The organism is Sphingomonas rhamnosi (assembly GCF_036663615.1).
Taxonomy (GTDB): domain Bacteria; phylum Pseudomonadota; class Alphaproteobacteria; order Sphingomonadales; family Sphingomonadaceae; genus Sphingomonas.
In genome coordinates this window covers 80,065-105,368 of record NZ_JAXOJJ010000007.1, presented here as the reverse complement: position 1 = coordinate 105,368, position 25,304 = coordinate 80,065, and the positions used below count along the sequence as shown (strand labels likewise).

The window sequence follows — 25,304 nt, the reverse complement described above, 5'->3', positions numbered from 1 at the left end:
GCTGGCATGACGAATCTGGGGTGGCGGTGTCGCCGCGCCTACTTGGCTGCCCCAGTTTCGTCGTCCCTACTTTTTCTCAAGCGCCGCTTGCGCCGCTGCCAGACGCGCAATCGGCACGCGGTACGGGCTGGCCGACACGTAGTCCAACCCGACACGCTCGCAGAACGCGATGCTCGCCGGGTCGCCGCCATGTTCGCCGCAGATGCCGAGCTTGATGTCGGGCCGCGTCGCGCGGCCGCGGTCGGTGGCGATCTGGATCAGTTCGCCGACGCCCTCGACGTCGATGCTGACGAACGGGTCCTTCGCGTAGATGCCCTTTTCGACATAGACGCCCAGGAACCGCGCCGCGTCGTCGCGGCTGACGCCGAGCGTGGTCTGGGTCAGGTCGTTGGTGCCGAAGCTGAAGAACTCCGCGCCCTCGGCGATGTCGCCGGCCCGCAGTGCCGCGCGCGGCAGTTCGATCATCGTGCCGACGAGATAGTCGAGCGTCCGGCCCTTTTCGGCGAACACCGCCTTGGCCGCCTTATCGACGACCGCCTTCATCAGGTCGAGCTCGCGCGCGGTGCCGACCAGCGGGATCATCACCTCGGGGATCGGGGCCCCAATACCATCTGGGCCGGTCTTGTCGGCGACGTCGCACGCCGCCTCGAAGATCGCGCGTGCCTGAATCTCGTAGATCTCCGGATAGGTCACGCCGAGGCGGCAGCCGCGATGGCCGAGCATCGGGTTGAACTCGTGCAGCTCGGCCGCGCGGCGCTTGAGCACGTCGATCGACACACCGGCCGCGGTGGCGACATCGGCGAAATCGGCTTCCTCGGTCGGCAGGAATTCGTGCAGCGGCGGATCGAGCAGGCGGATCGTCACGGGCAGGCCGGCCATGACCTCGAGGATCTCGGTGAAATCCTTGCGCTGTTCCGGGAGCAACTTGGCGAGCGCCTCACGGCGCCCCTTCTCGTCGGTCGCCAGGATCATCTGCCGCACGTTGGTGATGCGGCTGCTCTCGAAGAACATGTGTTCGGTGCGGCACAGCCCAACGCCCTCGGCGCCGAACTCGCGCGCGACGCGGCAATCCTCGGGGGTCTCGGCGTTGGCGCGGACCTTGAGGCGGCGGACGCCGTCGGCCCATTCCATCAGCGTGCCGAAATCGCCCGACAATTCGGGCTGCACGGTCGCGACCGCGCCGATCATGACCTCACCGGTGGTGCCGTCGATGGTGAGCAGGTCGCCCTCCTTCACCTCGCGGCCGCCGCAGCGCATGATCTTTGCCTTCGCATCGATCGACAGCGTGCCGGCGCCCGAGACGCAGGGGCGCCCCATGCCGCGTGCGACCACGGCGGCGTGGCTGGTCATCCCGCCGCGTGCGGTCAGGATGCCGCGCGCCGCGTGCATGCCGTGAATGTCCTCAGGGCTGGTTTCGGTGCGGACCAGGATGACCGCGATGTTGTCGGCGGCCTTCTTCTCCGCGGTGTCGGCGTCGAATACGACGGTGCCGGACGCGGCGCCCGGCGAGGCGGGCAGGCCCTTGGTCAGCACGTCGCGGTGCGCGGTCGGGTCGAGCGTCGGGTGGAGGAGTTGGTCGAGCGCGGCGGGTTCGACGCGCATGATCGCTTCCTCGCGGGTGATCAGGCCTTCGTTCGCCATGTCGACGGCGATCTTCAGCGCGGCCTTGGCGGTGCGCTTGCCGGCGCGCGTCTGGAGCATCCAGAGCTTGGTCTTCTCGACCGTGAACTCGATGTCCTGCATGTCGCGGTAATGGGTCTCGAGCGTGTCGAACACCCCGGCGAGCTGGGCGTAGACCTCGGGCATCGCCTCTTCCATCGACGCGGGCTTGGCGTTGGCCTCTTCGCGCGCGGTCTTGGTGAGATATTGCGGGGTGCGGATGCCGGCGACGACGTCTTCCCCTTGAGCGTTGATCAGGAATTCGCCGTAATAGGCGCGGTCGCCCTTCGACGGGTCGCGCGTGAAGGCGACGCCGGTTGCCGAGGTGTCGCCCATGTTGCCGAACACCATCGCCTGGATGTTGACCGCGGTGCCCCAGGCGGCGGGGATGTCGTTCAGGCGACGATAGACCTTCGCACGCTCCGACTGCCACGAGCCGAAGACGGCGCCGACCGCGCCCCAGAGCTGGTCGTGGACGTCCTGCGGGAACGGCTTGTTCCACTGCTTCTCGACCAGCGCCTTGTACTCGGTCACCAGCGCGCGGAGGTCGTCGGCGCTGAGTTCGGTGTCGAGCGTGAAGCCCTGGTCTTCCTTGGCGATCTCCAGCGCTTCCTCGAACGCGCCGTGATCGAGTTCGAGCACGACGTCGGCGTACATCTGGATGAAGCGGCGATAGCTGTCCCAGGCGAAGCGCGCGTCGCCCGAGGTCCTGGCGAGTCCCTCGACGGTTTCGTCGTTGAGGCCGAGGTTGAGGACGGTGTCCATCATTCCCGGCATCGACGCGCGGGCGCCCGAGCGGACCGAGACGAGCAGCGGGTCGGCGGGGTTGCCGAAGGTCTTCCCCGTCACGCCCTCGATATGCCTTAGCCCGGCGGCGACCTCGTCGCGCAGGCCCTGCGGGAAGCTGCCGCCCTCGTCATAATAGACCGCGCAGAATTCGGTCGAGATGGTGAAGCCCGGGGGCACCGGCAGGCCGATCGACGCCATTTCCGCGAGGTTGGCGCCCTTGCCGCCCAGCAGGTTGCGATCACCCTTGCCGCCGTCCGAAACGCCGCCGCCAAATCGATATACGTACTGCGTCATCGCCTATCCTCTTAAGTCGTTGTCCTTGTGGACAATCGGAAACGAATGTTGAGAATGTTGAGACGATGGCGCGGTGTTCGCGTCAGCCCTCAACCTTCGAGAAATCTGCCACGTTGTGCACTGCAGCACGGACCCGTTCAAGCAGTGCGAGCCGCGCCGTGCGTTTGGCGGGGTCGGGGTCGTTCACGATCACGCTGTCAAAGAACGCATCGATCGGCGCGCGCAGCGACGCGAGCGCCGCCATCGCCCCGGCGAAATCCTCCGCGACGATGGCGGTTGCCGCGCGGGGTTCCGCCGAATCGAGCGCGGCGATGAGCGCAGCTTCTGCTGGTTCGGGCGTGTAGGACAGCGTTTTTTCTGCTCCCCTCCCTGGAAGGGAGGGGTCGGGGGTGGGTTCGATCTTGGCGCGGGCGTCGCGAGTCTCAGCACCCACCCCCGGCCCCTCCCTTGCAGGGAGGGGAGCCCCGCCCTCCTTCTTCAGGATATTCGCCGCGCGCTTGTACCCGGCGAGCAGGTTCGCGCCGTCCTCGGTCGCGACGAACGCCTGCAGCGCATGGACGCGCGCGAGGAGGCGGACGAGATCATCCTCTCCCCCGAGCGCGAACACCGCGTCGATCAGGTCGTGGCGGACGCCGGCTTCGCGTTGCTGGACTTTGAGGCGGTCGGCGAAGAAGTCGAGCAAATCAATAGCTGTTGCCTTGGCCCGGATCGTAAACATCGCAGCGTCGGCGTTAGCTTGCTTCGTTGCCGCCTCGATGAGAGGGTCGAAAACTTGCATCCAGCCCAGGCTGGACTTGAGTCTCGACAGTTCGTCTATTGTGGGCATAATCCGCGCGATCGGGCTAACCTGCTGACGAAATGTCACATTCGACGCAGCGAAGAACGTAGCCAGCAAGAGCGGAACACGTAAATCATTAATCAATATTGTCCGCACGATACCCAAGGCAGCGCGTCTCAACGCGAAAGGGTCACGCGATCCGCTCGGCGGCATCTCTTCGACAAAAAAGCCAGCAATCGTATCCAGCTTGTCCGCCAAGCTCACCGCCACCGTCACCGGATCGGTGGGGACGTCGTCGCCCTGCCCGACCGGCTTGTAATGGTCGCGGATCGCGGCGGCGACCTGGGGGTCTTCGCCCTGCGCGGCGGCGTAATAGCCGCCCATCAGGCCCTGCAGCTCGGGGAACTCGCCGACCATGCCGGTGACGAGGTCCGCCTTGGCGAGGCGGGCGGCGCGGTCGGCGAGGTCTGCTAGCCCCTCCCCTTCAGGGGAGGGGTTGGGGTGGGGGCTGTCCTCAGATACCGGCGTGGGGGTTTGTGGAGAGCCCCCACCCCCAACCCCTCCCCTGAAGGGGAGGGGCTTTTCGCAGACAATCCTCTCCTCCACCAGCCACCGCGCGAGCTTCGCCACCCGGTCGACCTTGTCGGCCACCGTACCGAGCTTCTCGTGGAACACGATCTTCGACAGCTTCTCCGCCTGCTCCTCGAGCGGCACCTTCAGATCGGTGTCGTAGAAGAATTTCGCATCCGACAGCCGCGCCGCGAGGACTTTCCGATTGCCCTCGACGATCTTCGCGCCGCCGTCCGCCGCGTCGATGTTCGCGGTGCAGACGAAGGCGTTCGCAAGTTTGCCGTCGGCCGAGCGGCAGACGAAATATTTCTGGTTCACGCGCGCGGTCAGCTGGATCACTTCGGGCGGGACGTCGAGGAACGCCGGGTCGAACTGCCCGAGCAGCGGCACCGGCCATTCGGTGAGGCCGGCATTCTCGGCGACCAACCCCTCGTCATCGACCAGTTCGAGCCCGGCCTGCGCCGCGGCTTCGCGTGCGCGGTCGCGGATCAGGTCGGCGCGTTCGTCCTGGTCGACCAGGACATGGGCCATGCGCAGCTTCTCGACATAGTCGTGCGCGCCGCCGATCGTGATCGGGCCGGCATGGTGGAAGCGGTGGCCGAGCGTCCCGGCGCCGCTTTCGATGCCCGCGATTTCGCACGGCACGATCATCTCGCCGAACAGCGCGACGATGCCCTGCAGCGGGCGGACCCAGCGCAGGCTCTCGGTGGTGGCCGACGCATCGCCCCAGCGCATCGACTTTGGCCAGGGGAAGCCGCGGATGATCGCGGGGATCGCGTCGGCCAGCACCGCCGCGGTGGCGCGACCGGGCTTTTCGGTGACGGCGAAGAGCACGCCGTCGCGTTCGACCAGCTGCTCGCGGGCGAGGCCGGTTTTGCGGAGGAAGCCTTCGAGCGCCTGCGGGGGGGCGGAGGCCTTGGGGCCCTTGATCTCCTCGGACACCGCGTCGGTCTCGACCGGCAGGTCGCGCGCGATCAGCGTCAGGCGGCGCGGGGTGGCGTAGGTGACGATCTCATTGGTGGCGATGCCGGCCTTGGCGAGCTCGGCGGTGAAGAGACGCGCGAGATCGTCGCGCGCCTTCGCCTGCATGCGGGCGGGGATTTCTTCGGAGCGGAGTTCTAGGAGGAAATCGGTCATTTTTTTCCGCGGGGGAAGAAGGAAGAATGGGGTTCACGCGGAAGCGCGGAGACGCGGAGCAGAAGAGGAGAAGAGAGAGGGATTGCGCTGCGCGCGGCTGGCCGACCCCGCAGGCGTCTATCATCATGCCGAGGTGGAGTTGCGAAGGAGAATCGCGATGCGGGCGACAAGCCGCCTCCTCTCTTCTTCTCCGCGTCTCCGCGCCTCCGCGTGAAAAAAACCTTCTTCTCAAGCGCGCTACCGCGCGCGTTGTTGGTTTGGGGCTGGGCCCCGGCCTTCGCCGGGGAACGAGAGCGACCGTAGGTCACGCCGCCCATCCGTGCTTGTCCATCCAGGCGGCGCAGGCGCCTTTGGCGAGGTCGCGGACGCGGCCCATATAGGCCTGGCGTTCGGCGACCGAGATCACCCCGCGCGCCTGCAACAGGTTGAAGATGTGGCTTGCCTTGATCGCCTGCTCGTACGCCGGGATCGGGAGCTTTGCCGCCAGCGAGTTCTCGCACTCGGCGACATGCTTGCGGAACTGGTCGAACAGGCTGTCGGTGTCGGCGATCTCGAAGTTCCACTTCGACATCTCCTGCTCGTTCTCCAGAAAGACCTCGCCATACGTCACGCCGGCGTCGTTGAACGCGAGGTCGTACACCGAATCCTTGTCCTGGATGTACATCGCCAGCCGCTCCAACCCGTAGGTGAGCTCGCCCGCGACGGGCTTCATGTCGAAGCCGCCCATCTGCTGGAAATAGGTGAACTGAGTCACCTCCATGCCGTCGCACCAGACTTCCCAGCCGAGGCCCCAGGCGCCGAGCGTCGGCGACTCCCAGTCGTCCTCGACGAAGCGGATGTCGTGCTTCAGCATGTCGATGCCGATCGCGGCGAGCGACCCCAGATACAGCTCCTGCAGGTCGGCGGGCGATGGCTTCAGGATCACCTGATACTGGTAATAATGCTGCAGGCGGTTGGGATTCTCGCCGTAGCGGCCATCCGTGGGGCGGCGGCACGGCTGGACGAAGGCGGCGTTCCAGGGCTTGGGCCCGAGCGCGCGCAGCGTCGTCGCGGTGTGGAACGTCCCCGCGCCCATTTCCATGTCGTAGGGCTGGAGGATCAGGCATCCGCGATCGCTCCAATAGTCATGGAGCGTCAGGATCATTCGCTGGAAAGAGAGGCCGGTCACGTGGGCGGCTTTGGCGGATGAGGCGATTTCAGGCAAGTGGTGCGTTGCGCGGCGGCATCCTACATGGGGGCCGACACCGACTGGTAAGGATGCCGGACTTGACGTTCAAAACCTTCCGCGCCGCGCTCTCCGCGTTCGCGATGACTCTCGCGCTGCCCGCCTGCGCGCAGGCCCCGAAGCAGGCGCGTGCCGCCAACGACGCCGATCCCGCGCTGTGGGTGGTCAAGGACAAGGACACCACGGTCTACCTGTTCGGGACGATCCACGTGCTGAAACCCGGCATGACCTGGTTCGACGAAGCGGTGAAGACCGCGTTCGATCGCTCGCAACAGGTGGTGCTCGAACTGGTGATGCCGGACACCGCCAAGATGCAGAGCCTGGTGATGGCGACCGGCGTGTCGCCGAGCGGCCCGACGCTGACCGAGCAGGTCCCCGCCGACAAGCGCGCGGCCTTTGGGAAGGCGGTGACCGACCTGGGCCTGCCCGCCAACGCGTTCGACCGGTTCAAGCCGTGGCTGGCGGCGACCAACCTGTCGATCGCACCGCTGTCGAAGCTCGGCTACGACGCCGCGAACGGACCCGAGCAGGTGATCACCGCGGCGGCGAAGGCGGCGGGCAAGCCGGTCACGGGCCTGGAGACCGCGGAGCAGCAGCTCGGCTATTTCAGCGGGCTGTCGCAAAAGGCGCAGATCGAGTTCCTGAGCAGCACGATCGACGAACTGCCCAAGCTCGAGACGACGATGGCGACGATGGTCGACGAATGGGCGAAGGGCGACCCAGAGGCACTGGCCAGGGAGATGAACGACAGTTTGAAGGACTCGCCCGAGGTGGCGAAAGTGCTGCTGGTCGATCGCAACAAGCATTGGGCGAACTGGGTCGCCGAGCGGATGAAGACGCCGGGGACGGTGTTCGTCGCGGTGGGTGCGGGACATCTGGCGGGGAACGACAGCGTGCAGGCGCAGCTGGCGAAACTGGGGGTGAACGCGACGCGGGTTAAGTATTAACACCTGCCCATCTCGTCACCCCAGCGCAGGCTGGGGTCTCGTGCGGCACGCGCGCGGTCCATTACCGGGAGACCCCAGCCTTCGCTGGGGTGACGGGTATGGGCGGGATGCGTTGCAAATCCCGCCCCGATCCGCTATGCGCGCCCGCTTCCGGTCCATGGTCATCCCTGGAGGCGTGGGCGGGAAAGACAACAAACGAGTTTCGGAGACTATCGATGAGCGACCAATTGACGCTCGCAGCCGAGACGCGTGACCGGGTTGGCAAGGGAGCCTCCCGGGCGCTGCGTCGTGATGGCCGCGTGCCTGCCGTGATCTACGGCCTGAACAAGGAGCCGGATTCGGTTCACCTCGAAGAAAAGGCGCTGATGAAGGCGCTGATGACCGGCCACTTCATGAATTCGGTCGTGATGGTCAACGGCGTGCGCACGCTGCCGAAGGACGTCAGCTTCCACCCGGTCACGGATCGCCCGATCCATGTCGACTTCCTGCGGATCAGCGAGCATTCGACCGTCACCGTCGCGGTGCCGATCGTGTTCACCGACGAGGAAGAGGCGCCCGGCATCAAGCGCGGCAACGGCGTGCTGAACATCACCCGCCACGAGATCGAGCTGATCGTCGACGCGTCGGACATCCCGAGCGAGATCGTGATTTCGCTCGCCGGCAAGGAAATCGGCGACTCGATCCACATCAGCGACGTGGAGCTGCCCAAGGGCGCGACGCCGGCGATCGACGACCGCGACTTCGCGATCGCCACGATCGTGCCGCCGACCGTGCCGACCGTCGAGGACGAGGCTCTCGAGGCCGAAGTCGCCGAGGCGCAGGCTGCAGAAGCCGCTGCCGAGGAAGAGACCCCGGTCGAGCCCAACGACGACCACAACGACGACGACAAGATCACCACTCAGAAGCACGACTAAGGGTTTCCCTTTTCGTCTTCGGATGATCTGGCGGGCGGGATGGCGACACGCTGTCCCGCCCGTTTTCGTTCTGCCCCCATCGTCATGCCGGACTTGTTCCGGCATCCATCGTTCCGCATAGCCATCGGCCAGTGAGTACGCGGCACGATGGACCCCGGAACACGTCCGGGGTGACGGAGTCGTTTGGTACTGGAGTCAACATGCAGATCTGGGCCGGCCTGGGCAATCCGGGCGCACAATATGCCATGCAGCGGCACAATGTCGGCTTCATGGCGGTCGATTCGATCGCCGAGGTCTATGGCTTCGCGAGCCCGAAGAAGCAGTTCCAGGGCTGGACCCAGGAGGGCCGGATCGGCACGCACAAGATCCTGTTGCTGAAGCCCGCGACCTTCATGAACGAGAGCGGCCGCGCGATCGGCGAGGCGTTGCGCTTCTACAAGCTCGGCGTCGAGGCGCTGACGGTGTTCCACGACGAGCTCGACATCGCGCCGTTCCGCGTGAAGGTGAAGACCGGCGGCGGCACCGCGGGGCATAACGGGCTGCGCTCGACCGACGCGCATCTCGGCCCCGATTTCCGCCGCGTACGGCTCGGCATCGGCCATCCGGGCCACAAGGATCGGGTGACCGGCTATGTGCTCGGTAACTATGCCAAGGCGGAGATCGATCCCTTGAGCGACATGCTCGGCGCGGTCGCGGCGGAGGCGAAATGGCTGGCGGAGGGCGACGACGTGCGCTTCATGAACGATGTCGCGCTGAGGCTCGCGGCATGAGCACGCGGTCCTTGTTCGCGACGCGCTTCTACGAGGCCGATCTGGGCGATGCCGATCTGGTCGAGGAACTGGAGGACGCCGCGCTGGAGCTGGCCAAGGCCGACCGCGCCGGCATCGCTTGGTCGAAGGCGCACGGCTATCGCGGCTACACCTCCTACGCCTCGCTCAACGACCTGCCGCTGCGCGATCCGCGGTTCGGCGATCTGGTCAAATTGCTGAACAAGCACGTCGCGACGTTCGCGAAGGACTGCGCCTTCGACCTTGCGGGCAGGAAGCTGAAACTCGACAGCCTGTGGGTCAACGTCCTGAAACCGGGCGGTGCGCATTCGGGGCATATCCATCCGCACAGCGTCGTCTCGGGCACGATGTACGTCAGCATCCCCGAAGGCGCCGGCGCGCTGAAGCTGGAGGACCCGCGCCTGCCGATGCTGATGGCCGCCCCGCCCCGCACCGCCGACGCGCCCGAGGACCTGACCACCTTCGTCTACGCGGTGCCGCACCCCGGCAGCGTGTTCCTGTGGGAAAGCTGGCTGCGCCACGAAGTCGTGCCGAACGCCGCCAAGGGCGAACGGATCAGCATCAGCTTCAACTATCGCTGGTAGGCTCCCGCTAGCCTTCCCCTCTCCGCTCGCCTAAAGCGCGCGCTTCACCGTACCAAGGGCATATCATGGGTTTCCGCTGCGGCATCGTTGGGCTTCCGAACGTCGGCAAGTCCACCCTCTTCAACGCGCTGACGCAGACCGCGGCGGCGCAGGCGGCGAACTATCCGTTTTGCACGATCGAGCCGAACGTCGGCAATGTCGGCGTGCCCGACAAGCGGCTCGACCAGCTGGCGAAGATCGCCGGCTCGCAGAAGATCATCGAGACGCAGCTCGGCTTCGTCGACATTGCAGGGCTGGTGCGCGGCGCGTCGAAGGGCGAAGGGCTCGGCAACCAGTTCCTCGGCAACATCCGCGAAGTGGACGCGATCGTCCATGTCCTCCGCTGTTTCGAGAATGACGACATCCAGCATGTCGACAACAAGGTCGATCCGATCGCCGACGCCGAGACGGTCGAGACCGAGCTGATGCTGAGCGACCTCGAAAGCCTGGAAAAGCGCGTCCCCAACCTCACCAAGAAGGGCATGCAGGGCGACAAGGAAGCCAAGATCGGTGCCGCGGTGCTCGGCCAGGCGCTCGAACTGCTGCGCGAGGGCAAGCCCGCGCGTCTGACGGTGCCGAAGGACGAGGACGAGGCGCGGGTGTTCGCGCAGGCGCAGCTGATCACCGCCAAGCCGGTGCTGTACGTCTGCAACGTCAACGAGGAGGATGCCGCGAACGGCAATGCGCTGTCGGCGAAAGTGTTCGAGAAGGCCAAGGCCGAGGGCGCCGAGGCGGTGGTCGTCTCCGCCGCGATCGAGGCCGAGATCGCGACGATGGCACCCGACGAGCGCGGCGAGTTCCTCGGCGAGCTGGGGCTGACCGAGACGGGCCTGACGCGCGTCATCACCGCGGGCTACAGCCTGCTGCACCTGCTGACCTTCTTTACCGTCGGGCCGAAAGAGGCGCGCGCGTGGACAGTCCACGCGGGCGCCGCCGCGCCTCAGGCGGCGGGCGAAATCCACGGCGATTTCGAAAAGGGCTTCATCCGCGCCGAGACGATCGCGTTCGACGATTACGTCACGCTGGGCGGCGAATCGAAGGCGCGCGAGGCGGGCAAGCTGCGCGCCGAGGGCAAGACTTATGTCGTCCAGGACGGCGACGTGATGCACTTCCTGCACAGCTGATCGCGGTTCTCCCACGAAGGTGGGAGTCCAGGAATCGCAGGCGCTGGCGTTCGTGACCCTGGCCTCCCGCCTTCGCGAGAGAACGGTTCAGTTACGGATCGGTTCGCAGGCGATGCCGTCACCGTCGCCGTCCATCCCTTCGCGGTAGCCGGACTGGCCGCGATAGATCGGCGCGACCCCCGCGGCGCGTGCTTCGTTGCAGTTGGAATAATATCCGGCGCCTGCCGATACCACGCGCCGAACCTGTGGCGCGGACGTGGAACCGATCGAATCCCGGACGACGTGCGACTCCGGCTGCTGGACCACCGCCGCGATGGGCTTTCGCGGGGCTGGGACCGCGGCGTTCGGGAGGACGGGCTCCGACGTCGCCAGCGCGACCGGCGGCGGGGCGGGCGCGGTTGCTACCCAGACGCCGGCAAAGGTCGCGGCCGAACCGATGGCGGTGAGAAGGGTGAAGGCACGGCTCATCGGGTGAGTATCGGCGGCGTTGATTGATGAACGGTTACGCATGCGCGAATCCTCCCTTGCAGTGGGAGGATTGTTCGGGGAGGTCGCACCTCCTATTCTAGGACCATGCTCGCCCGCCTGATCCTGGCCCTGCTTCTAGCCGCGTTCGCGTTTCCGGCGTCGGCGCCGGCTGCGTGCCATGACGCGCCGGCGACGCACAGCATGCCGATGGATCACGCACCGGAGCAGAAGGCGACCCCGCCGCACGGCTGTATCGGGTGCGTGCCGCCGTCGAACTGGATCGCGGCGCGGAGCCTCGATGCGCCCGTCCGCGCGCCGGCGATGCTGATCGAGGCGGCTGCCATGCTCGATATACGCGGCGCCATCGCACCCGAGCGCAGGCCTCCGCGATTGGCGTGACCGACCGGGGCACCCGCCCTGCCGTTCATGCCTTTCACCGGAGTTTCTCGATGTATCGACCGATCCTGCTCGCCGGCCTTGCCGCGAGCGCGCTGCCGTATCCCGCGGCGGCGCAGACCACGCCGTCCCCTGCCCCCACCATGACCATGCCGATGGACCATTCCCAGATGGACCATTCCCAGATGGACCATTCCAAGATGGGCCATGCGGTCAAGGACCAGGCCAAATCCGACCGGATCATGCCCGATCCCGTCACGCCGCCGATGGCCCATCACGACATGGCGGACATGCCAGACACACCCGGCCAGCCCATGCCCATGACGATGCCCCCCATGACGATGGGCATGGGCGGCACGTCCTACCAGATGGGCAGCGGTACCGCCCGGCTGCCAGCCGCCGAGGGGATGATGCGCGGACGGATGTTTCATGCCGGCGACTGGATGCTGATGGCGCATGGCTATGCCTGGGGCGCCTATACCGACCAGGGGGGGCCGCGCGGGTCGGACAAGGCGTTTGTTGCGTCGATGGCGATGCTGATGGCGGACCGCGATCTCCGCGACCGCGTGCATCTTCAGCTGCGTGGGATGGGCAGCCTGGAGCCAGCGATGGGTGCGCGCGGCTATCCCAATCTGTTCGCCACCGGCGAAGTCGCGAACGGCCAACCGCTGGTCGATCGCCAGCATCCGCACGACTTGTTCATGGAGCTGTCGGCGCGCGTCGACTACCGAATCGGTGACGGCAGCGTGTTCCTGTACGCCGCGCCGGTCGGCGAACCCGCACTGGGCCCGAGCGCGTTCATGCACCGCGGCTCGGCGCGCTACCAGCCGCTGTCGCCGATCACGCATCACTGGTTCGATTCGACGCACATCACTTATGGCGTGGTCACTGCGGGGTACCAGACCGGCGCGTTCCAGCTGGAAGGATCGGCGTTCAAGGGGCGCGAGCCCGACGAGTTCCGCTGGGGGATCGAGAGCCCAAGGCTCGATTCGTGGAGCGTGCGGGGGACGTGGACGCCGACCGCGAACTGGGCGGTACAGCTGAGTCACGGCCGGCTGGAGAGCCCCGAGCAGAGCCATCCGGGCGAGGACGAGAACCGCACCACCGCCAGCGTGCAATATGCCCGCGGCGGGCTGACCACGACGTTCGCCTACGCGCTCAAGGACCGCGTACCCGGCCCCAAGCTCAGCGCGTTCCTGGCCGAGGCGACATGGGAGATCGACCGGCATCACGCCATTTTCGGCCGGGTCGAGAATGTCGCCAATGACGAGCTCTTCCCCGACCATGACGATCCGCTGCACGACCGGACCTTTCGCGTGACCAAGGCGGAGGCGGGCTATGCGTACCGGATACCGATCTCGGGGCCGTTCGGTATCGCGCTCGGCGGTACGGTCGCTGCCTATGCGAAACCCGACGCGCTCGATGCGGCGTATGGGAAGGCGCCCGTGAGCTGGACGCTGTTCACGAAGTTCGCGCTGGGGCTGTAGCGGGGCGAATGCCCAATACCTCCGTCACCCCAGCGCAGGCTGGGGTCTCTCGCGGTGCGCGCGCGCCTGCCTCGGGAGATCCCAGCCTGCGCTGGGATGACGAGGCGGCGGGATGACGGGGAAAATGGAGTGCCTTTTCCTTGTCATCGCAGCGGCGTAGGGCGGCCGAAACCGATGTGAGACGACTGCCATGAAGACGACGATGACCGGGCTGCTGGCGCTGCTGCTGGCCGGCTGCGCCTACCCCTACACGCCCCCCGCGCTGGCACCCATCACCGCCCCCGCCCCCGCGTCCAATGCAGTATCGGCGCCCGCGCAGGAAACGCGCGCACCCGTCACCATCCTCGTGTCAATCGACGGGTTCCGCTCCGACTATCTCGATCGCGGCGTCACGCCGAACCTGTCGCGGCTGGCGGCGGGCGGCGTGCAGGCGGCGATGCGGCCGTCCTTCCCCAGCGTCACCTTCCCCAATCACTGGACGATCGTCACCGGCCTGCGCCCCGATCGCAGCGGGATCGTCGGCAACACGATGGAGGATGCGCGGCGGCCGGGCGAGAAGTTCACGATGGCGAACGACGATCCGTTCTGGTGGAGCGAGAGCATTCCGATCTGGGTGGATGCCGAGCGTGCCGGGATCCGCACCGCGACGATGTTCTGGCCGGGCGCCAACGTGGCGATCGGTGGCACGCCGGTGCCCAATTCGCACGGGCGGATCGAGGGCGGCACGCGGCCGTCGGATTGGGAACAGTTCAACCAGCAGGTCACGGGTACGCAGCGCGTCAACGCGGTGCTCGACTGGATGCGGCGTCCAGCCGCGATCCGGCCGCGGCTGGTGACGCTGTATTTCGACACGGTCGACAGCGCCGGCCACGCCAACGGCCCCGACGACGCGCGGACCACCGCGGCGGTGGCGGACGTCGATGCGAAGATCGGCATGCTCGTCGACGGCCTGGCGGCGATCGGGCAGAGCGCGAACCTCGTCATCGTCGCCGATCACGGCATGGCGGCGACCAGCAGCGCGCGGACGATCGCGCTCGATACGATGATCGACGCGAAGGACTATCATCTGGTCGAGGCCGGCGCCTATGCGACGCTGACCCCCATGCCGGGGCGCGAAGCGGTGGTGAAAGCCGCGCTGCTGCGGCGCCACGACCATCTGCAATGCTGGCCCAAGGCCGATGTCCCCGCGCGCTTCCATTACGGCCACAATGCGCGCGTCCCCGCCTATCTCTGCCTTGCCGATGTCGGCTGGCTGGTGGTGCCGACCGCACCCAAGGAGCCGAAGACCGGCGGCACGCACGGCTATGACAATATGGCGCCAGAGATGCGCGCGCTGTTCATCGCCAGCGGTCCGGCCTTCGCGCCCGGCAAGCGGCTCAAGCCGTTCGACAATGTCGACGTGACGCCGTTGCTGCGCGACCTGATCGGGCTGCCGCCCGCGACAGGGCTGGACGGCGACGACGCGCCGTTCAAGACTGCGCTCCGCAGATAAGGAGCACGGCGTGAAGTATTTCGAGGACATAGAGGTTGGCGCGACCGCGTCGTTCGGCGCGTATGCGGTGACGCGGGACGAGGTGATCGCGTTCGCCGAGGCCTATGATCCGCAACCGTTCCACCTCTCCGACGCGGCGGCGGCGCGGACGCATTTCGGACGGCTGGCCGCAAGCGGCTGGCACACCGGGGCGATGACGATGCGGATGCTGGTCGACTATCTGCAGGTCGAACCGCAAGCCGGGCTCGGCTCGCCGGGGATCGACGATCTGCGCTGGGTGAAGCCGGTCTATCCGGGCGACACGCTGCGCTGCGAGACCGAGATCCTCGAAAAGCGCGCATCGGCGTCGCGGCCCGAAATGGGGATCTTCAAGAGCCGGATGGCGGTGTTCAACCAAGACGACGTGCTGGTGATGACGTTCGTGTCGAGCGTGATGATCGCGACGCGGCCCTGAGGTTGACCGTCACCCCGGGAGCGACCCGGGGTGACGGTCACCGACCGCGTTACTGCGTGCCGCGGCGTCCGCCGCGATAGCCACCGCCGCCGGAGCGTGGGCCGCCACCGCGATAGCCCTGCGTCGCACCGCTTGGGCGCGTGCCGTTATACGTCCCGCGCACGGTCGGCTGGCCGCCCTGATAGGACCGCTGCTGCGTTGTCCCGGGGGTAGCCTGCGTACCATCCGGGCGCTGGCCCTGATACTGGCCGCGTGGCCCACCGCGATGGCCCTGATAGCCGCCGGGTGCGCGCGGGATGCCGTTGCCGCGAATGCCATCACGGCCGCCGCGATCGAACCCGCCCCAATTGCCGCCGTTCGGGCGATCGTTGCCGCGATACTGCTGACGCCCCTGCCAATAGCGCTGCTGGTTGCCGTTCCAGCGATGCGGGCGGCGATAGCGGTCGTACACGAACGCGCCCGAGCCCGGATAATAATAGTCGCCGTACCATCCGTAATAGGATCCGAAGCCACCGTAACCGAGCCCGCCGAAGCCGAGGCCGTTGCCGTAGCCCGCGCCATAATAGCTGCCGCCGCCATAATAGGGGTCGCTCGCATAGCCGACGCCAGCGCCGCCATATCCATAGCCGTCGGTGCAGCCGGCCACGCCGATCCCGAGCCCGAGGAGCGCCACTACGCCCATGCGATTCAGCTTCATCTGACAGTTTCCATACTGGAGAGCGGACAATACGCGCCGCCGTGCGTGTAGAAACGACCACCTGCGGTCCCGGTTCCGGATCGGCCGAGTCTTGGCCCAAACGCAAAACGCCGGGCACTTGGCCCGGCGTTTCGTTTAGTCTTTGCAAGCTGTCTCAGTGCTTAACATCGCGCCAGACATTCTGATACGCGCCCCAGGCAAGACCGCAGAAGATCAGGATGAACAGGATCGACGCGAACCCGGCAGCATGCCGCGCTTCGAGGTTCGGCTCGGCGGTCCACGTCAGGAACGCCGCGACGTCGGTCGACATCTGATCGACGGTCGCCTTGGTCCCGTCGGCATAGGTCACCTGACCATCCTGGCCGAGCGGCGGCGGCATCGCGATGTTGAGGTTCGCGAAATACGGGTTGTAGTACAGCCCCTCGGGTGTCTTCGCGTCGGGGAATTTCTTCAGCATCTCCGGCGACTGCGCCTGGTAGCCGGTGATCAGCGAATGGACATAGGCGGTGCCGTCCTCGCGGGCCTTGGTGATCAGCGACAGGTCGGGCGGCAGCGCGTTGTTGTTCGCGGCGCGCGCGGCGACCTCATTCGCGAACGGCGACGGGAAATGATCGCTCGGGATGTTCTTGCGAGTCGCGGGCTCGCCGGTCTCGGGATTGATCGAGGGCTGCTCGGCGGACCATTGGCCGGCGATCGCCTTAACCTCGGCCTCGCTATAGCCGATCTTCTGCAGGTCGCGGAACGCGACCAGACGCAGCGAGTGGCAGGCCGAGCAGACTTCCTTGTAGACCTGGAAGCCGCGCTGCAGCTGGCGCCGGTCGAACTTGCCGAACACCCCGTTCGACGCGAGCGCCAGTTCCTTGGGATGCAGATGATACTCGCTCTCTGCGGTCGGCGCTGCGGGGTCGGTGATGGCCCCGTAGACGCTGCCGAAGAGCGCGATGCCCAGCACCAGCACGAACGCGGCGCCGACCAGGGATGCGATGAGACGAACCATGTGTGTGTCCTCGAGTTCGTATCAGTGCGCGAGCGCGGTTTTGGCGGGGCTCGTGCCGCCATGCTTGCCCAGCACCGCCTCGGTGATCGAATTGGGCAGCGGGCGTGGCCGCTCCAGCCGCGAGATGATCGGCAGGATGATCAGGAAGTGTGCGAAATAATAGGCCGCACAGACCTGGCTGAGGATGACGTACGTCGCCGTCGCAGGTGCACCGCCGCAATAGCCAAGCACGAAGATGTCCGCGACCAGCACCCAGAACGCAATCCGCGCCTTGGGCCGGAAATTGTTCGAGCGCACCGGCGAGCTGTCCAGCCACGGCAGAAAGAACAGCAGCAGGATCGACCCGAACATCGCCAGCACGCCCCACAGCTTGGCGGGCAGGATGAAGTCCGCGGTGAACGCGCGCAGGATCGCGTAGAACGGCCAGAAATACCATTCGGGGACGATGTGCGCGGGCGTCGAGAGCGGGTTCGCCGGGATGTAATTGTCAGCATGCCCCAGATAATTGGGGAAGAAGAACAGCAGCGCCGCGAACACCAGCAGGAAGATGCCGAGCCCGAAGCCGTCCTTCGCGGTATAATAAGGATGGAACGGCACGGTATCCTGTTCGCCCTTCACCTCGACCCCGGTCGGGTTGTTCGAGCCCGGGATGTGCAGCGCCCAGATGTGCAGGACGATCACGCCCGCGATCACGAACGGCAGCAGATAGTGGAGCGAGAAGAACCGGTTGAGCGCGGCATCGTCGGGCGCGAACCCGCCCAGCAGCCAGATGCGGATGGTCTCGCCGACCACCGGGATCGCCGAGAAGAAGCCGGTGATGACCTGCGCACCCCAGAAGCTCATCTGCCCCCAGGGGAGCACATAGCCCATGAACGCGGTCGCCATCATCAGCAGGAAGATCGTCACGCCGAGCAGCCACACCATCTCGCGCGGCGCCTTGTACGATCCGTAATAGAGCCCGCGGAAGATGTGGATGTAGACGACGATGAAGAACATCGACGCGCCGTTGGCGTGCGCATAGCGCAGGAACCAGCCGGCGTTGACGTCGCGCATGATGTGCTCGACCGAATCGAACGCGACCGCGCCGTTGGCGGCATAATGCATCGCCAGCGTCACGCCGGTGATGATCTGGATCGCCAGCGCCGCGCCGGCGAGCACGCCGAAATTCCAGAAATAGTTGAGGTTGCGCGGCACCGGATAGCCGGCGCCGACCGCGCTGTAGACGAGGCGCGGAAGCGGCAGCTTCTCGTCCAGCCACCGCATCAGCGGCGCTTTGGGTTGATATTGCTTGGCCCAGGGAAAGCTCATGGTCTGTTCCTCAGCCTACCGTGACGACGGTGTCGGAGTTGAAGGCATAGTCGGGGACCGCCAGGTTTTTCGGCGCCGGACCTTTGCGGATGCGCGCCGCGGTGTCGTAGGCCGAGCCATGGCACGGGCAGAAATAGCCGCCGAACGGCCCCTTGTTCTCGCCCTCGCCCGCGCCCAGCGGCACGCAGCCGAGATGGGTGCAGACGCCCAGCGTGATCAGCCAGTTCTTCTTGCCCGCCTTGGTGCGCTGCTCCAGCGTCTGCGGATCGCGCAGCGTGCTGACGTCGACACCGTCCGCTTCCTGGATTTCCTTCGGCGTCAGGTTGCGCACGAACAACGGCTGCTTGCGGAAGCTGGTCTTGATCGCCTGACCGGGCAGGATCTTCGAGAGATCGATCTCGGTGGTCGACTGCGCGAGCACGTCGGCGCTCGGGTTCATCTGGTTGATCAGCGGCAGCACGATCGCGACCGCGCCGACCCCTGCGAACGACACCGCGGCGATGTTGATGAAATCGCGTCGGCGCGGATCATGGGTCTCTTCGCGGAACGGTTCTGGCAGTTCGCCGGGAGGAACCATGTCGTCGACAGTCGCCATCAATCTCGCCCTTGCACGTATTCTTATCGTGACATGGCAGCGTGCAGTCCAATGTCCTGGCGCCCGCCATGCCCAACCGTCCCCACGGAGGCTATCCTCTGATAGACGGCGCATCCACGCTTTGCCAACAGCATTTTGTTTCGGCACCGTCGCGGGTTAGGGGAACGCCATGCGTATCGCCCTGTACGAACCCGATATCGCCGCCAACGTCGGCGCGATCCTGCGGACCGCGACCTGTTTCGGCGTGCCCGTCGACCTGATCGAACCGATGGGATTCCCGTGGAGTCGCCAGGCGATGGCGCGATCCGGCATGGACTATGCCGACGCGGCCGAGGTCACGCGGCACGTCGACTGGGCCGCGTTCGAGGCGAGCGCGGGCGGGCGCATCGTGCTGCTGACGACCAAGGGCGCGGTGCCATTGTGGGACGCGCAGTTCCGCGACGACGACGTGCTGCTGCTCGGGTCCGAGGGGCGCGGCGTGCCCGAGCCCGTGCATGCGCGCGCAGACGTTCGCGTGGTGATCCCGATGCGACCGGGGTTCCGATCGCTCAATATCGGCGTGTCGGCGGCGATGGTGCTGGGCGAGGCGATGCGGCAGACGCGGTGGTAAATCCTCCCCGGCACGGGGAGGGGGACCGCGACGCGTAGCGGCGTGGTGGAGGGGGCTCTCCACGAGCGCCGCGTTGGTGGAGAGCCCCCTCCACCATGCTTCGCACGGTCCCCCTCCCCGTGCCGGTGAGGATTTGATAGTACACTCGCCATGACACCGCTCGACGCCCAGCAAACCGCCGCCCGAACCTGGTTCGAATCCCTCCGCGACCGCATCTGCGCCGAGTTCGAGGCGATCGAGCGCGAGGCGGGATCGGACGCCAGCTTCACCTATACCCCCTGGGACCGGATCGATCCTTCGGGCGAACCCGGCGGCGGCGGCGTGCGCGGGGTGATGAAGGGCAAGGTGTTCGAAAAGGTCGGCGTCAACGTCTCGACCGTCGGCGGGACCTTCGAGGGCGAGTTCGCCAAGTCGATCCACGGCGCGGGCGAGGATCCGCGCTTCTTCGCGACGGGGATCAGCCTGGTCGCGCACATGGCCAACCCGCATGTCCCCGCGGTGCACATGAACACGCGGTTCCTGGTCACCACGCGACGCTGGTTCGGCGGCGGCGCCGATCTCAACCCGCCGCTGCCGATCGCCGAGGATACCGAAAGCTTCCACGCGGTCATGAAGGCGGCGTGCGACGCGCACGACCCGAGCTATTACCCCCGCTTCAAGGACTGGGCCGACACCTATTTCTATATCCCGCACCGCCAGGTGCACCGCGGCGTGGGCGGGATCTTCTACGATCATCTCGACGGCGATTTCGAGGCCGATTTCGCGCTGACCCGCGACGTCGGCGAAGCATTCCTCGCTGCCTATCCCGCGATCGTGCGGCGGCGGATGGACACCCCGTTCGACGACGCCGACATCGCCCAGATGCGCGAATGGCGCGGCCGCTACGCCGAGTTCAACCTGGTCTATGACCGCGGCACGTCGTTCGGGTTGCGGACCGGGGGCAACGTCGATGCGATCCTGATGAGCCTGCCCCCCGTCGCCACCTGGGCGTGAGCGGATGGCGCTGATCCCGGTCGCGGACGACCAGCTGGCAACGATCGTCACCACGCTGGAAATGCGTAGCCGCCCCCCGCTCCGCCCGATGCCACCGTCGCGGTTCCGGCTGGTGCGGTGGGAGAGCCCGGCGCTCGACCGCTACCGCGCGCTGTTCGCGCGGGTCGGCGCGCCGTGGCTGTGGTTCTCGCGACTGACGATGACCGATGCGGCACTGGCGGCGATCGTCCAGGATGCCGCGATTGCGGTGCACGCGGTTGTCGACGCGGTGGGGATCGAGATCGGCATGGTCGAACTCGACTTCCGCACCGCGGGCGTGTGCGAGATTTCCTATTTCGGGCTCGTCCCCGAGCTCGCCGGGCAAGGCCATGGCCGCTGGCTGATGGCCGAGACGCTGGCGCGCGCCTGGGCGAAGGGGGTGGACCGCGTCTGGCTGCACACCTGCACGCTCGACCATCCGGGTGCGCTCGGCTTCTACCGTGCTCAGGGGTTCGCAGCGATAGGGAGAACGATCGAGACCTTCCCCGACCCACGCGCGACCGGGCTGCTACCGCCCGACGCCGCGCCGCAAATTCCCTATCTGGCGAGCCGCCGATAGGCGCTGATCGCGATCAGGGCCATCGCCAGCCCCGCCGCCATCGCCGCCGCGGCCGCGCCGGCATCGACGATCGCGAGCACGACCGGATTTTCCTGCGCATTGGTTCGCATCCAGCGGTCGACCATCATGAACGGCTCGCCGATCAGCCAGCCGCCGATATAGCTGAACGCCGCCAGCCCCATCAGCGGCAGCCCCGACCCGCGCGTCAGCGTGAGACTCCGCCGAATCGCTGCCAGCGCGCCGACCGGTGCTTCTGCGAACAACGCGGGACCGGTCAGCATCGTCCGGCCCAGGATATAGAGGCCTGGAATCGCGTAGAGCAGCAGCCCCGCGCCCGCGGGCAGCGACACCAGCACCATCGCCAGCAGGTAGCGCGGAAACAGCGCGCCAGACCGCGTCATCGCAGTCCCGACGTCCAGTTCGCCCTCCCTCCGATCGAGATACAAGGCGTAGAGCAACGACGTCCCGAAGAAACTGATCGCATAGGCGAGCCCGTACCAACCACCATTGGTGCTGGCCCAAGAGGTGACCTGATCCGCCCAGACCAAAGCCTGCGCCTCGCTGTTGCCCGCCGCCGGATCGGGCATCGGCGGATCGGGCACGACCAGCGCGAGCGCGAAGGCCGGCAAGAACAGGAACGGCGCGGCGATCCGCAGCAACAGGTCGCGGTCGCGCCGGAACAGCGCCCAGGCGTCGGTCAGCACGGTCGAAAAGTCGAGTTTCATTCGGATGTCGGTGCCCCGGCGGTAGCGACGTAGAGTTGCGCGGTGAAAACGGTGGCGAGCGCGGTGAAGCCGGTGCTGACGACCGTGCCGGCAACACCGGCGAGGAACGCGGCGAGCCCGACGCCGTCCGCGCCCAGCACCAGGCGGAAGATCACGCCGACGACCGCCTGCGCGGCCCCGACGGCGACCAGCAGCACGATCCCGAACAGGATGATCATCCCGAAAATCCGCCAGGTCAGCCCGCGGGTCAGCGCGAACGATCGGCGGATCGCGCCAACCCCAAGCCGCTCGTTGAGGATCACCGCGTTCAGCAACACCAGCCGCGCCGCCAACCAGATCGCAACAAGACCGAGGGCCAGCAGATACACCGCTATGAACACCGCCGTGCCGCGCGAGAACGCTCCGGGCGTGACCGGAACACCGCGCGCCGCCGCGGCGAAGTCGAACCCCGACAGGACCAACGCGACGATCGGCGGCAGAATCAACGCGCACGCGATCACCCCCAGGATCAACGTGATACCGAATGCCGGCGCCAGCCGTGCGCGCGCCTGGCGTGCCGCATCGCTTTGCGTCGTCGCCGGGTGCGTCGCGATCGCGATGATCGCCAGCTGCGCCCAGACCATCGCGAGCAGCGCGACGAGGCTGAGCGCCGACCCGATCAGCGCGAACGCCGCGGTGCCGGGCGTCGCGGCCGCGACATAGGCGTCGCGCACGACGCCTGGCAGGAACAGCCCAAGCGCCGCGATCCCCCCGATCATGCCGGTACGACCGTTCATCACCTCGACGGTGCGATCCCAGACGTTCCCCATCTTCACCATGCGCGACGCTCCCGTTCCGGACGGCGGCGGCGTAGCCCAACCCCCGCCGCTTGGCCACATGGTTGCAACCGCCGGGCCAAGTGCGCAATTGGGATGCGTGACTTCTCCCCACTCCCCGATCGACAACGTCGAATGGCGCATGAGCGCCGGCCTCACCCCCTATGATGCCGCGCTCGCCGAGATGGAGGCGCGCGCCGCCGCCGTCACCGACGGCAGCGCACGCGAGCTGGTCTGGCTGCTCGAGCACCCGCCGGTCTACACCGCGGGCACCAGCGCGGACCCGGTCGACCTGATCGACGCGCGCTTCCCGGTGGTCGAGACCGGACGCGGGGGCAAATACACCTATCACGGGCCGGGCCAGCGGATCGGCTATGTCGTGTTCGACCTGACCAAACGCGGCCGCGACGTCCGCCGCTACGTCCACGCACTCGAAAGCTGGGTTATCGCCGCCCTGGGAGAGATCGGCGTCGAGGCATTCGCGATCGACGGCCGCGTCGGCATCTGGACGTTGGATCGCGGCCGGGAGGCGAAAATCGGCGCGATCGGGGTGCGCGTACGGCGCTGGGTGACGCTTCACGGCTTCGCGGTGAACGTCGATCCGGACCTGTCGCACTTCGGCGGGATCGTGCCGTGCGGTTTATCCGACCCTGTTACCAGCCTCAAAGCGCTGGAGATTTCGGCGGACCTTGCAACCTTTGACGCCGCGCTGGCGTTGACGGCAGGAGCATTCGCTGAAACACTTTCTTTGGCGTCCGAAAACGGCGCTTGAGACCAAGGCGTTATCGGATTAATGTCCACTGTGATTTGGGTATTAAGGTCAATCAGACCCTACCAGATCCTCTATCTAGGGAGCTTCCACATGCGCGCACTTTCCAAGGTTCTGACCGGTTCGATGATCGCCGCCGCAGCACTTGCTGTTTCGGCTTGCGGTCCGAAGACCGAGACGACCACCGACAACACGATGGTCACCGACATGAACGCCACCGAGGGCATGGACACCATGACCGACAACATGACCGCCGTCGACGGCAGCATGAACGGTGGCATGATGGCCAACGACACGATGATGGCGAACGACACGATGATGTCGAACGACACCACCACCACCAACGCCATGTAATTTCCCACCCGGGAATTACGATGCGGAAGGGCCGCCCGGGCTACCGGGCGGCCTTTTTCGTTTGCGAGGGTTGTCAAACGGCCGCCCAACTCGTTACGCCTGCGACCAAATGCGTACCCGGTTCGGCGTGCCGCCACTTCCGCCCACCGCCGATTGTGGTTAAATGGGTATCGCACCACGCAGAAAACGCTTTAGATTTGCGCGGTCGGAATGCCCCGGGGAGGTTTGTTGGAATGAAGGTGTTGCGTATCGCGCTTGCGGTCTGTGCCGGGTCGGGCGCGCTGGCCCTGGCGGCCCCCGCATCGGCACAATTCTTCATGCAGTCGCATGATTTCTCCGCCGCCGCGGTCGACGGCACCGAGGACGGGCTGGGCCAGGCGATGCCGGGCGCGACCAAGGCCGAACAGCGTGCCGCATTGGTCTGGCACATGCGCGCCGCGCTCAACGTCGCCGCGCTGCAGTGCCAGTTCGAGCCGACCTTGCTGACCGTCGACAACTATAACGGCATCCTGCAGGATCACGAGACCGAGCTGAAGGGCGCGTTCGACACGCTCGCCAAATATTTCACGCGCGTCAACAAGACGCCCAAGGCCGGCCAGACCGCGCTCGACCAGTTCGGCACGCGGACCTATTCGAGCTTCGCGACGGTCGCGGCGCAATATGGCTTTTGCCAGACCGCGGCGTCGATAGGGCGCGACGCGCTGTTCACGCCACGCGGCAACTTTGGCGACCTGGCGATGACTCGCTCGCGCGAGCTGCGGAACAGCCTGATCCCGCGCGGCGAACAGCGCTTCCCGCGCTACATCGGCCGCGACACCGTGTACAAACCGCGGCTCGATGCGATCTGCTGGAACAAGAAGGGCGAATGGGTCGCCAAGAAGTGCGGCGTGCAGAATTGGCCGCCCGCAGGCGTGGGGATCGCGCAGCGCTGATTCCTCCCCGGCACAGGGAGGGGGACCGCGCTCGAAGAGCGGGGTGGAGGGGGCTCACCACCAACGCAACGCTTGCCTCCCGCCCCCTCCACCATCCTGCGGATGGTCCCCCTCCCCGCAAGCGAGGAGGATTTACCGCAGCCCCAGCAGCTTGTGCGTCTGCAGCGACAGCCGCCAGGCCGGCCGCCGCATCACCATCGCGACGCAGGCATCGCGGTTCGCGTCCGCCTGCGGATCGTCGAGCGGCTGCAGCAGCCGGTGTGCAAAATTCCAACTCTCGACCTCGACGATATCCGTCCCCAGCTGCGGCCAGACCAGCTTCAGCTCGTCGCCGGCGCGCTGCACGACGACACTGCCCGCCTTGGGACTGACGCATACCCAGTCGATCCCCGGATGCACCGGCAGGGTCCCGTTGGTCTCGATCGCGATCGTGAAACCGGCGGCATGCAGCGCATCGACGATCGCGTCGTCGATCTGCAGCATCGGCTCGCCCCCGGTCAGCACGACGAAGCGGTCCGCCGCGCCGTCGCCCCAGAACCCCGCGACCGCCGCCGCCAGCGCCTGCGCATCGGCGAACTTGCCGCCACCCAGCCCGTCGGTGCCGACGAAATCGGTGTCACAGAACCGGCACACCGCGGTAGCGCGATCCTGTTCGCGCCCCGACCACAGGTTGCAGCCCGCGAAGCGCACGAACACCGCGCGCCGGCCGGCATTCACGCCCTCGCCCTGCAGCGTCAGGAACATCTCCTTGACCGCGTAGCTCATA

The 25,304-nt window shown here is 66.7% G+C and carries 26 protein-coding genes; 15 read left to right on the top strand and 11 right to left on the bottom strand.

The features are described from left to right. Nucleotides 1-66 precede the first annotated feature (66 nt). From ppdK to U1701_RS14995, 3 genes are all read right to left on the bottom strand, one after another. Nucleotides 67-2,742 carry a pyruvate, phosphate dikinase gene (ppdK, locus tag U1701_RS15005; RefSeq protein WP_332783380.1) on the bottom strand — a complete coding sequence of 892 codons (2,676 nt, stop codon included), beginning with the start codon at nucleotides 2,740-2,742 and terminating at the stop codon, nucleotides 67-69. A gap of 82 nt (nucleotides 2,743-2,824) precedes the next feature. After that, a complete protein-coding gene (gene glyS, locus U1701_RS15000) occupies nucleotides 2,825-5,227 on the bottom strand; it encodes a glycine--tRNA ligase subunit beta (RefSeq protein ID WP_332783379.1) in 2,403 nt (800 codons plus the stop codon). Nucleotides 5,228-5,531: 304 nt separating this feature from the next. Continuing rightward, on the bottom strand, nucleotides 5,532-6,371 hold the full coding sequence (locus U1701_RS14995; protein WP_332783478.1) for a glycine--tRNA ligase subunit alpha: 840 nt from the start codon (nucleotides 6,369-6,371) through the stop codon (nucleotides 5,532-5,534). A gap of 164 nt (nucleotides 6,372-6,535) precedes the next feature. Here U1701_RS14995 and U1701_RS14990 point away from each other — a divergent pair, with 164 nt between their 5' ends. The 5 genes from U1701_RS14990 to ychF all read left to right on the top strand — a co-directional run bounded on the left by U1701_RS14990 (nucleotide 6,536) and on the right by ychF (nucleotide 10,848). Beyond that, on the top strand, nucleotides 6,536-7,399 hold the full coding sequence (locus U1701_RS14990; RefSeq protein ID WP_443026074.1) for a TraB/GumN family protein: 864 nt from the start codon (nucleotides 6,536-6,538) through the stop codon (nucleotides 7,397-7,399). A gap of 215 nt (nucleotides 7,400-7,614) precedes the next feature. Beyond that, nucleotides 7,615-8,313 (top strand): 50S ribosomal protein L25/general stress protein Ctc, encoded by a 699-nt coding sequence (locus tag U1701_RS14985; protein ID WP_332783377.1) that lies wholly within the window; start codon nucleotides 7,615-7,617, stop codon nucleotides 8,311-8,313. A 200-nt stretch (nucleotides 8,314-8,513) separates the two neighbouring features. Further along, complete coding sequence (gene pth / locus U1701_RS14980) at nucleotides 8,514-9,083, top strand: aminoacyl-tRNA hydrolase (RefSeq protein ID WP_332783376.1); 570 nt, start codon at nucleotides 8,514-8,516, stop codon at nucleotides 9,081-9,083. Next, nucleotides 9,080-9,685, top strand: a complete 606-nt coding sequence (locus tag U1701_RS14975) for a TIGR02466 family protein (protein ID WP_332783375.1) — start codon at nucleotides 9,080-9,082, stop codon at nucleotides 9,683-9,685. Before pth ends, U1701_RS14975 begins: the two co-directional genes overlap by 4 nt. A gap of 65 nt (nucleotides 9,686-9,750) precedes the next feature. Further along, complete coding sequence (gene ychF / locus U1701_RS14970) at nucleotides 9,751-10,848, top strand: redox-regulated ATPase YchF (RefSeq protein WP_332783374.1); 1,098 nt, start codon at nucleotides 9,751-9,753, stop codon at nucleotides 10,846-10,848. A gap of 87 nt (nucleotides 10,849-10,935) precedes the next feature. Here the strand turns inward: ychF and U1701_RS14965 are convergent, their stop codons facing one another. Continuing rightward, a complete protein-coding gene (locus U1701_RS14965) occupies nucleotides 10,936-11,358 on the bottom strand; it encodes an excalibur calcium-binding domain-containing protein (RefSeq protein ID WP_332783373.1) in 423 nt (140 codons plus the stop codon). Nucleotides 11,359-11,421: 63 nt separating this feature from the next. Here U1701_RS14965 and U1701_RS14960 point away from each other — a divergent pair, with 63 nt between their 5' ends. The 4 genes from U1701_RS14960 (at nucleotide 11,422) to U1701_RS14945 (ending at nucleotide 15,145) form a co-directional block, all read left to right on the top strand. Then, on the top strand, nucleotides 11,422-11,715 hold the full coding sequence (locus U1701_RS14960) for a hypothetical protein (RefSeq protein ID WP_332783372.1): 294 nt from the start codon (nucleotides 11,422-11,424) through the stop codon (nucleotides 11,713-11,715). 50 nt (nucleotides 11,716-11,765) lie between these two features. Then, nucleotides 11,766-13,199 (top strand): hypothetical protein, encoded by a 1,434-nt coding sequence (locus tag U1701_RS14955; protein WP_332783371.1) that lies wholly within the window; start codon nucleotides 11,766-11,768, stop codon nucleotides 13,197-13,199. Nucleotides 13,200-13,389: 190 nt separating this feature from the next. Then, nucleotides 13,390-14,691 carry an alkaline phosphatase family protein gene (locus tag U1701_RS14950; RefSeq protein ID WP_332783370.1) on the top strand — a complete coding sequence of 434 codons (1,302 nt, stop codon included), beginning with the start codon at nucleotides 13,390-13,392 and terminating at the stop codon, nucleotides 14,689-14,691. A 10-nt stretch (nucleotides 14,692-14,701) separates the two neighbouring features. Further along, nucleotides 14,702-15,145: a MaoC family dehydratase gene (locus tag U1701_RS14945; protein ID WP_332783369.1), complete on the top strand. Its 444-nt coding sequence runs from the start codon at nucleotides 14,702-14,704 to the stop codon at nucleotides 15,143-15,145. A 49-nt stretch (nucleotides 15,146-15,194) separates the two neighbouring features. Here U1701_RS14945 and U1701_RS14940 read toward each other — a convergent pair whose 3' ends face one another. The 4 genes from U1701_RS14940 to petA form a co-directional block, all read right to left on the bottom strand. Continuing rightward, nucleotides 15,195-15,842 (bottom strand): hypothetical protein, encoded by a 648-nt coding sequence (locus U1701_RS14940; protein ID WP_332783368.1) that lies wholly within the window; start codon nucleotides 15,840-15,842, stop codon nucleotides 15,195-15,197. Between the two features lie 154 nt (nucleotides 15,843-15,996). Further along, on the bottom strand, nucleotides 15,997-16,839 hold the full coding sequence (locus U1701_RS14935; protein WP_332783367.1) for a cytochrome c1: 843 nt from the start codon (nucleotides 16,837-16,839) through the stop codon (nucleotides 15,997-15,999). Nucleotides 16,840-16,860: 21 nt separating this feature from the next. Then, nucleotides 16,861-18,147: a cytochrome b gene (locus U1701_RS14930; RefSeq protein ID WP_332783366.1), complete on the bottom strand. Its 1,287-nt coding sequence runs from the start codon at nucleotides 18,145-18,147 to the stop codon at nucleotides 16,861-16,863. Nucleotides 18,148-18,157: 10 nt separating this feature from the next. Continuing rightward, nucleotides 18,158-18,724 (bottom strand): ubiquinol-cytochrome c reductase iron-sulfur subunit, encoded by a 567-nt coding sequence (gene petA / locus U1701_RS14925; RefSeq protein ID WP_332783477.1) that lies wholly within the window; start codon nucleotides 18,722-18,724, stop codon nucleotides 18,158-18,160. A 187-nt stretch (nucleotides 18,725-18,911) separates the two neighbouring features. Here petA and U1701_RS14920 point away from each other — a divergent pair, with 187 nt between their 5' ends. From U1701_RS14920 to U1701_RS14910, 3 genes are all read left to right on the top strand, one after another. Further along, the gene (locus tag U1701_RS14920) at nucleotides 18,912-19,352 is read left to right on the top strand and encodes a tRNA (cytidine(34)-2'-O)-methyltransferase (protein WP_332783365.1); all 441 of its coding nucleotides are present in this window, start codon (nucleotides 18,912-18,914) and stop codon (nucleotides 19,350-19,352) included. 150 nt (nucleotides 19,353-19,502) lie between these two features. Further along, on the top strand, nucleotides 19,503-20,345 hold the full coding sequence (hemF, locus tag U1701_RS14915; protein WP_332783364.1) for an oxygen-dependent coproporphyrinogen oxidase: 843 nt from the start codon (nucleotides 19,503-19,505) through the stop codon (nucleotides 20,343-20,345). Nucleotides 20,346-20,349: 4 nt separating this feature from the next. Continuing rightward, nucleotides 20,350-20,943: a GNAT family N-acetyltransferase gene (locus U1701_RS14910; RefSeq protein WP_332783363.1), complete on the top strand. Its 594-nt coding sequence runs from the start codon at nucleotides 20,350-20,352 to the stop codon at nucleotides 20,941-20,943. Here U1701_RS14910 and U1701_RS14905 read toward each other — a convergent pair. Then, on the bottom strand, nucleotides 20,922-21,668 hold the full coding sequence (locus U1701_RS14905) for a hypothetical protein (RefSeq protein ID WP_332783362.1): 747 nt from the start codon (nucleotides 21,666-21,668) through the stop codon (nucleotides 20,922-20,924). The genes U1701_RS14910 and U1701_RS14905 overlap by 22 nt on opposite strands. Beyond that, nucleotides 21,665-22,486 (bottom strand): hypothetical protein, encoded by an 822-nt coding sequence (locus tag U1701_RS14900; protein WP_332783361.1) that lies wholly within the window; start codon nucleotides 22,484-22,486, stop codon nucleotides 21,665-21,667. Before U1701_RS14900 ends, U1701_RS14905 begins: the two co-directional genes overlap by 4 nt. Nucleotides 22,487-22,544: 58 nt before the next feature. Between U1701_RS14900 and lipB the strand changes: the two genes are divergently transcribed. From lipB to U1701_RS14885, 3 genes are all read left to right on the top strand, one after another. After that, nucleotides 22,545-23,255 carry a lipoyl(octanoyl) transferase LipB gene (lipB, locus tag U1701_RS14895; protein ID WP_332783476.1) on the top strand — a complete coding sequence of 237 codons (711 nt, stop codon included), beginning with the start codon at nucleotides 22,545-22,547 and terminating at the stop codon, nucleotides 23,253-23,255. 90 nt (nucleotides 23,256-23,345) lie between these two features. Further along, nucleotides 23,346-23,606 carry a hypothetical protein gene (locus U1701_RS14890; RefSeq protein WP_332783360.1) on the top strand — a complete coding sequence of 87 codons (261 nt, stop codon included), beginning with the start codon at nucleotides 23,346-23,348 and terminating at the stop codon, nucleotides 23,604-23,606. Between the two features lie 233 nt (nucleotides 23,607-23,839). Beyond that, nucleotides 23,840-24,538 carry a hypothetical protein gene (locus U1701_RS14885; protein ID WP_332783359.1) on the top strand — a complete coding sequence of 233 codons (699 nt, stop codon included), beginning with the start codon at nucleotides 23,840-23,842 and terminating at the stop codon, nucleotides 24,536-24,538. Between the two features lie 132 nt (nucleotides 24,539-24,670). Here U1701_RS14885 and queE read toward each other — a convergent pair whose 3' ends face one another. Further along, nucleotides 24,671-25,303: a 7-carboxy-7-deazaguanine synthase gene (gene queE / locus U1701_RS14880; RefSeq protein WP_332783358.1), complete on the bottom strand. Its 633-nt coding sequence runs from the start codon at nucleotides 25,301-25,303 to the stop codon at nucleotides 24,671-24,673. Nucleotide 25,304 lies beyond the last annotated feature (1 nt).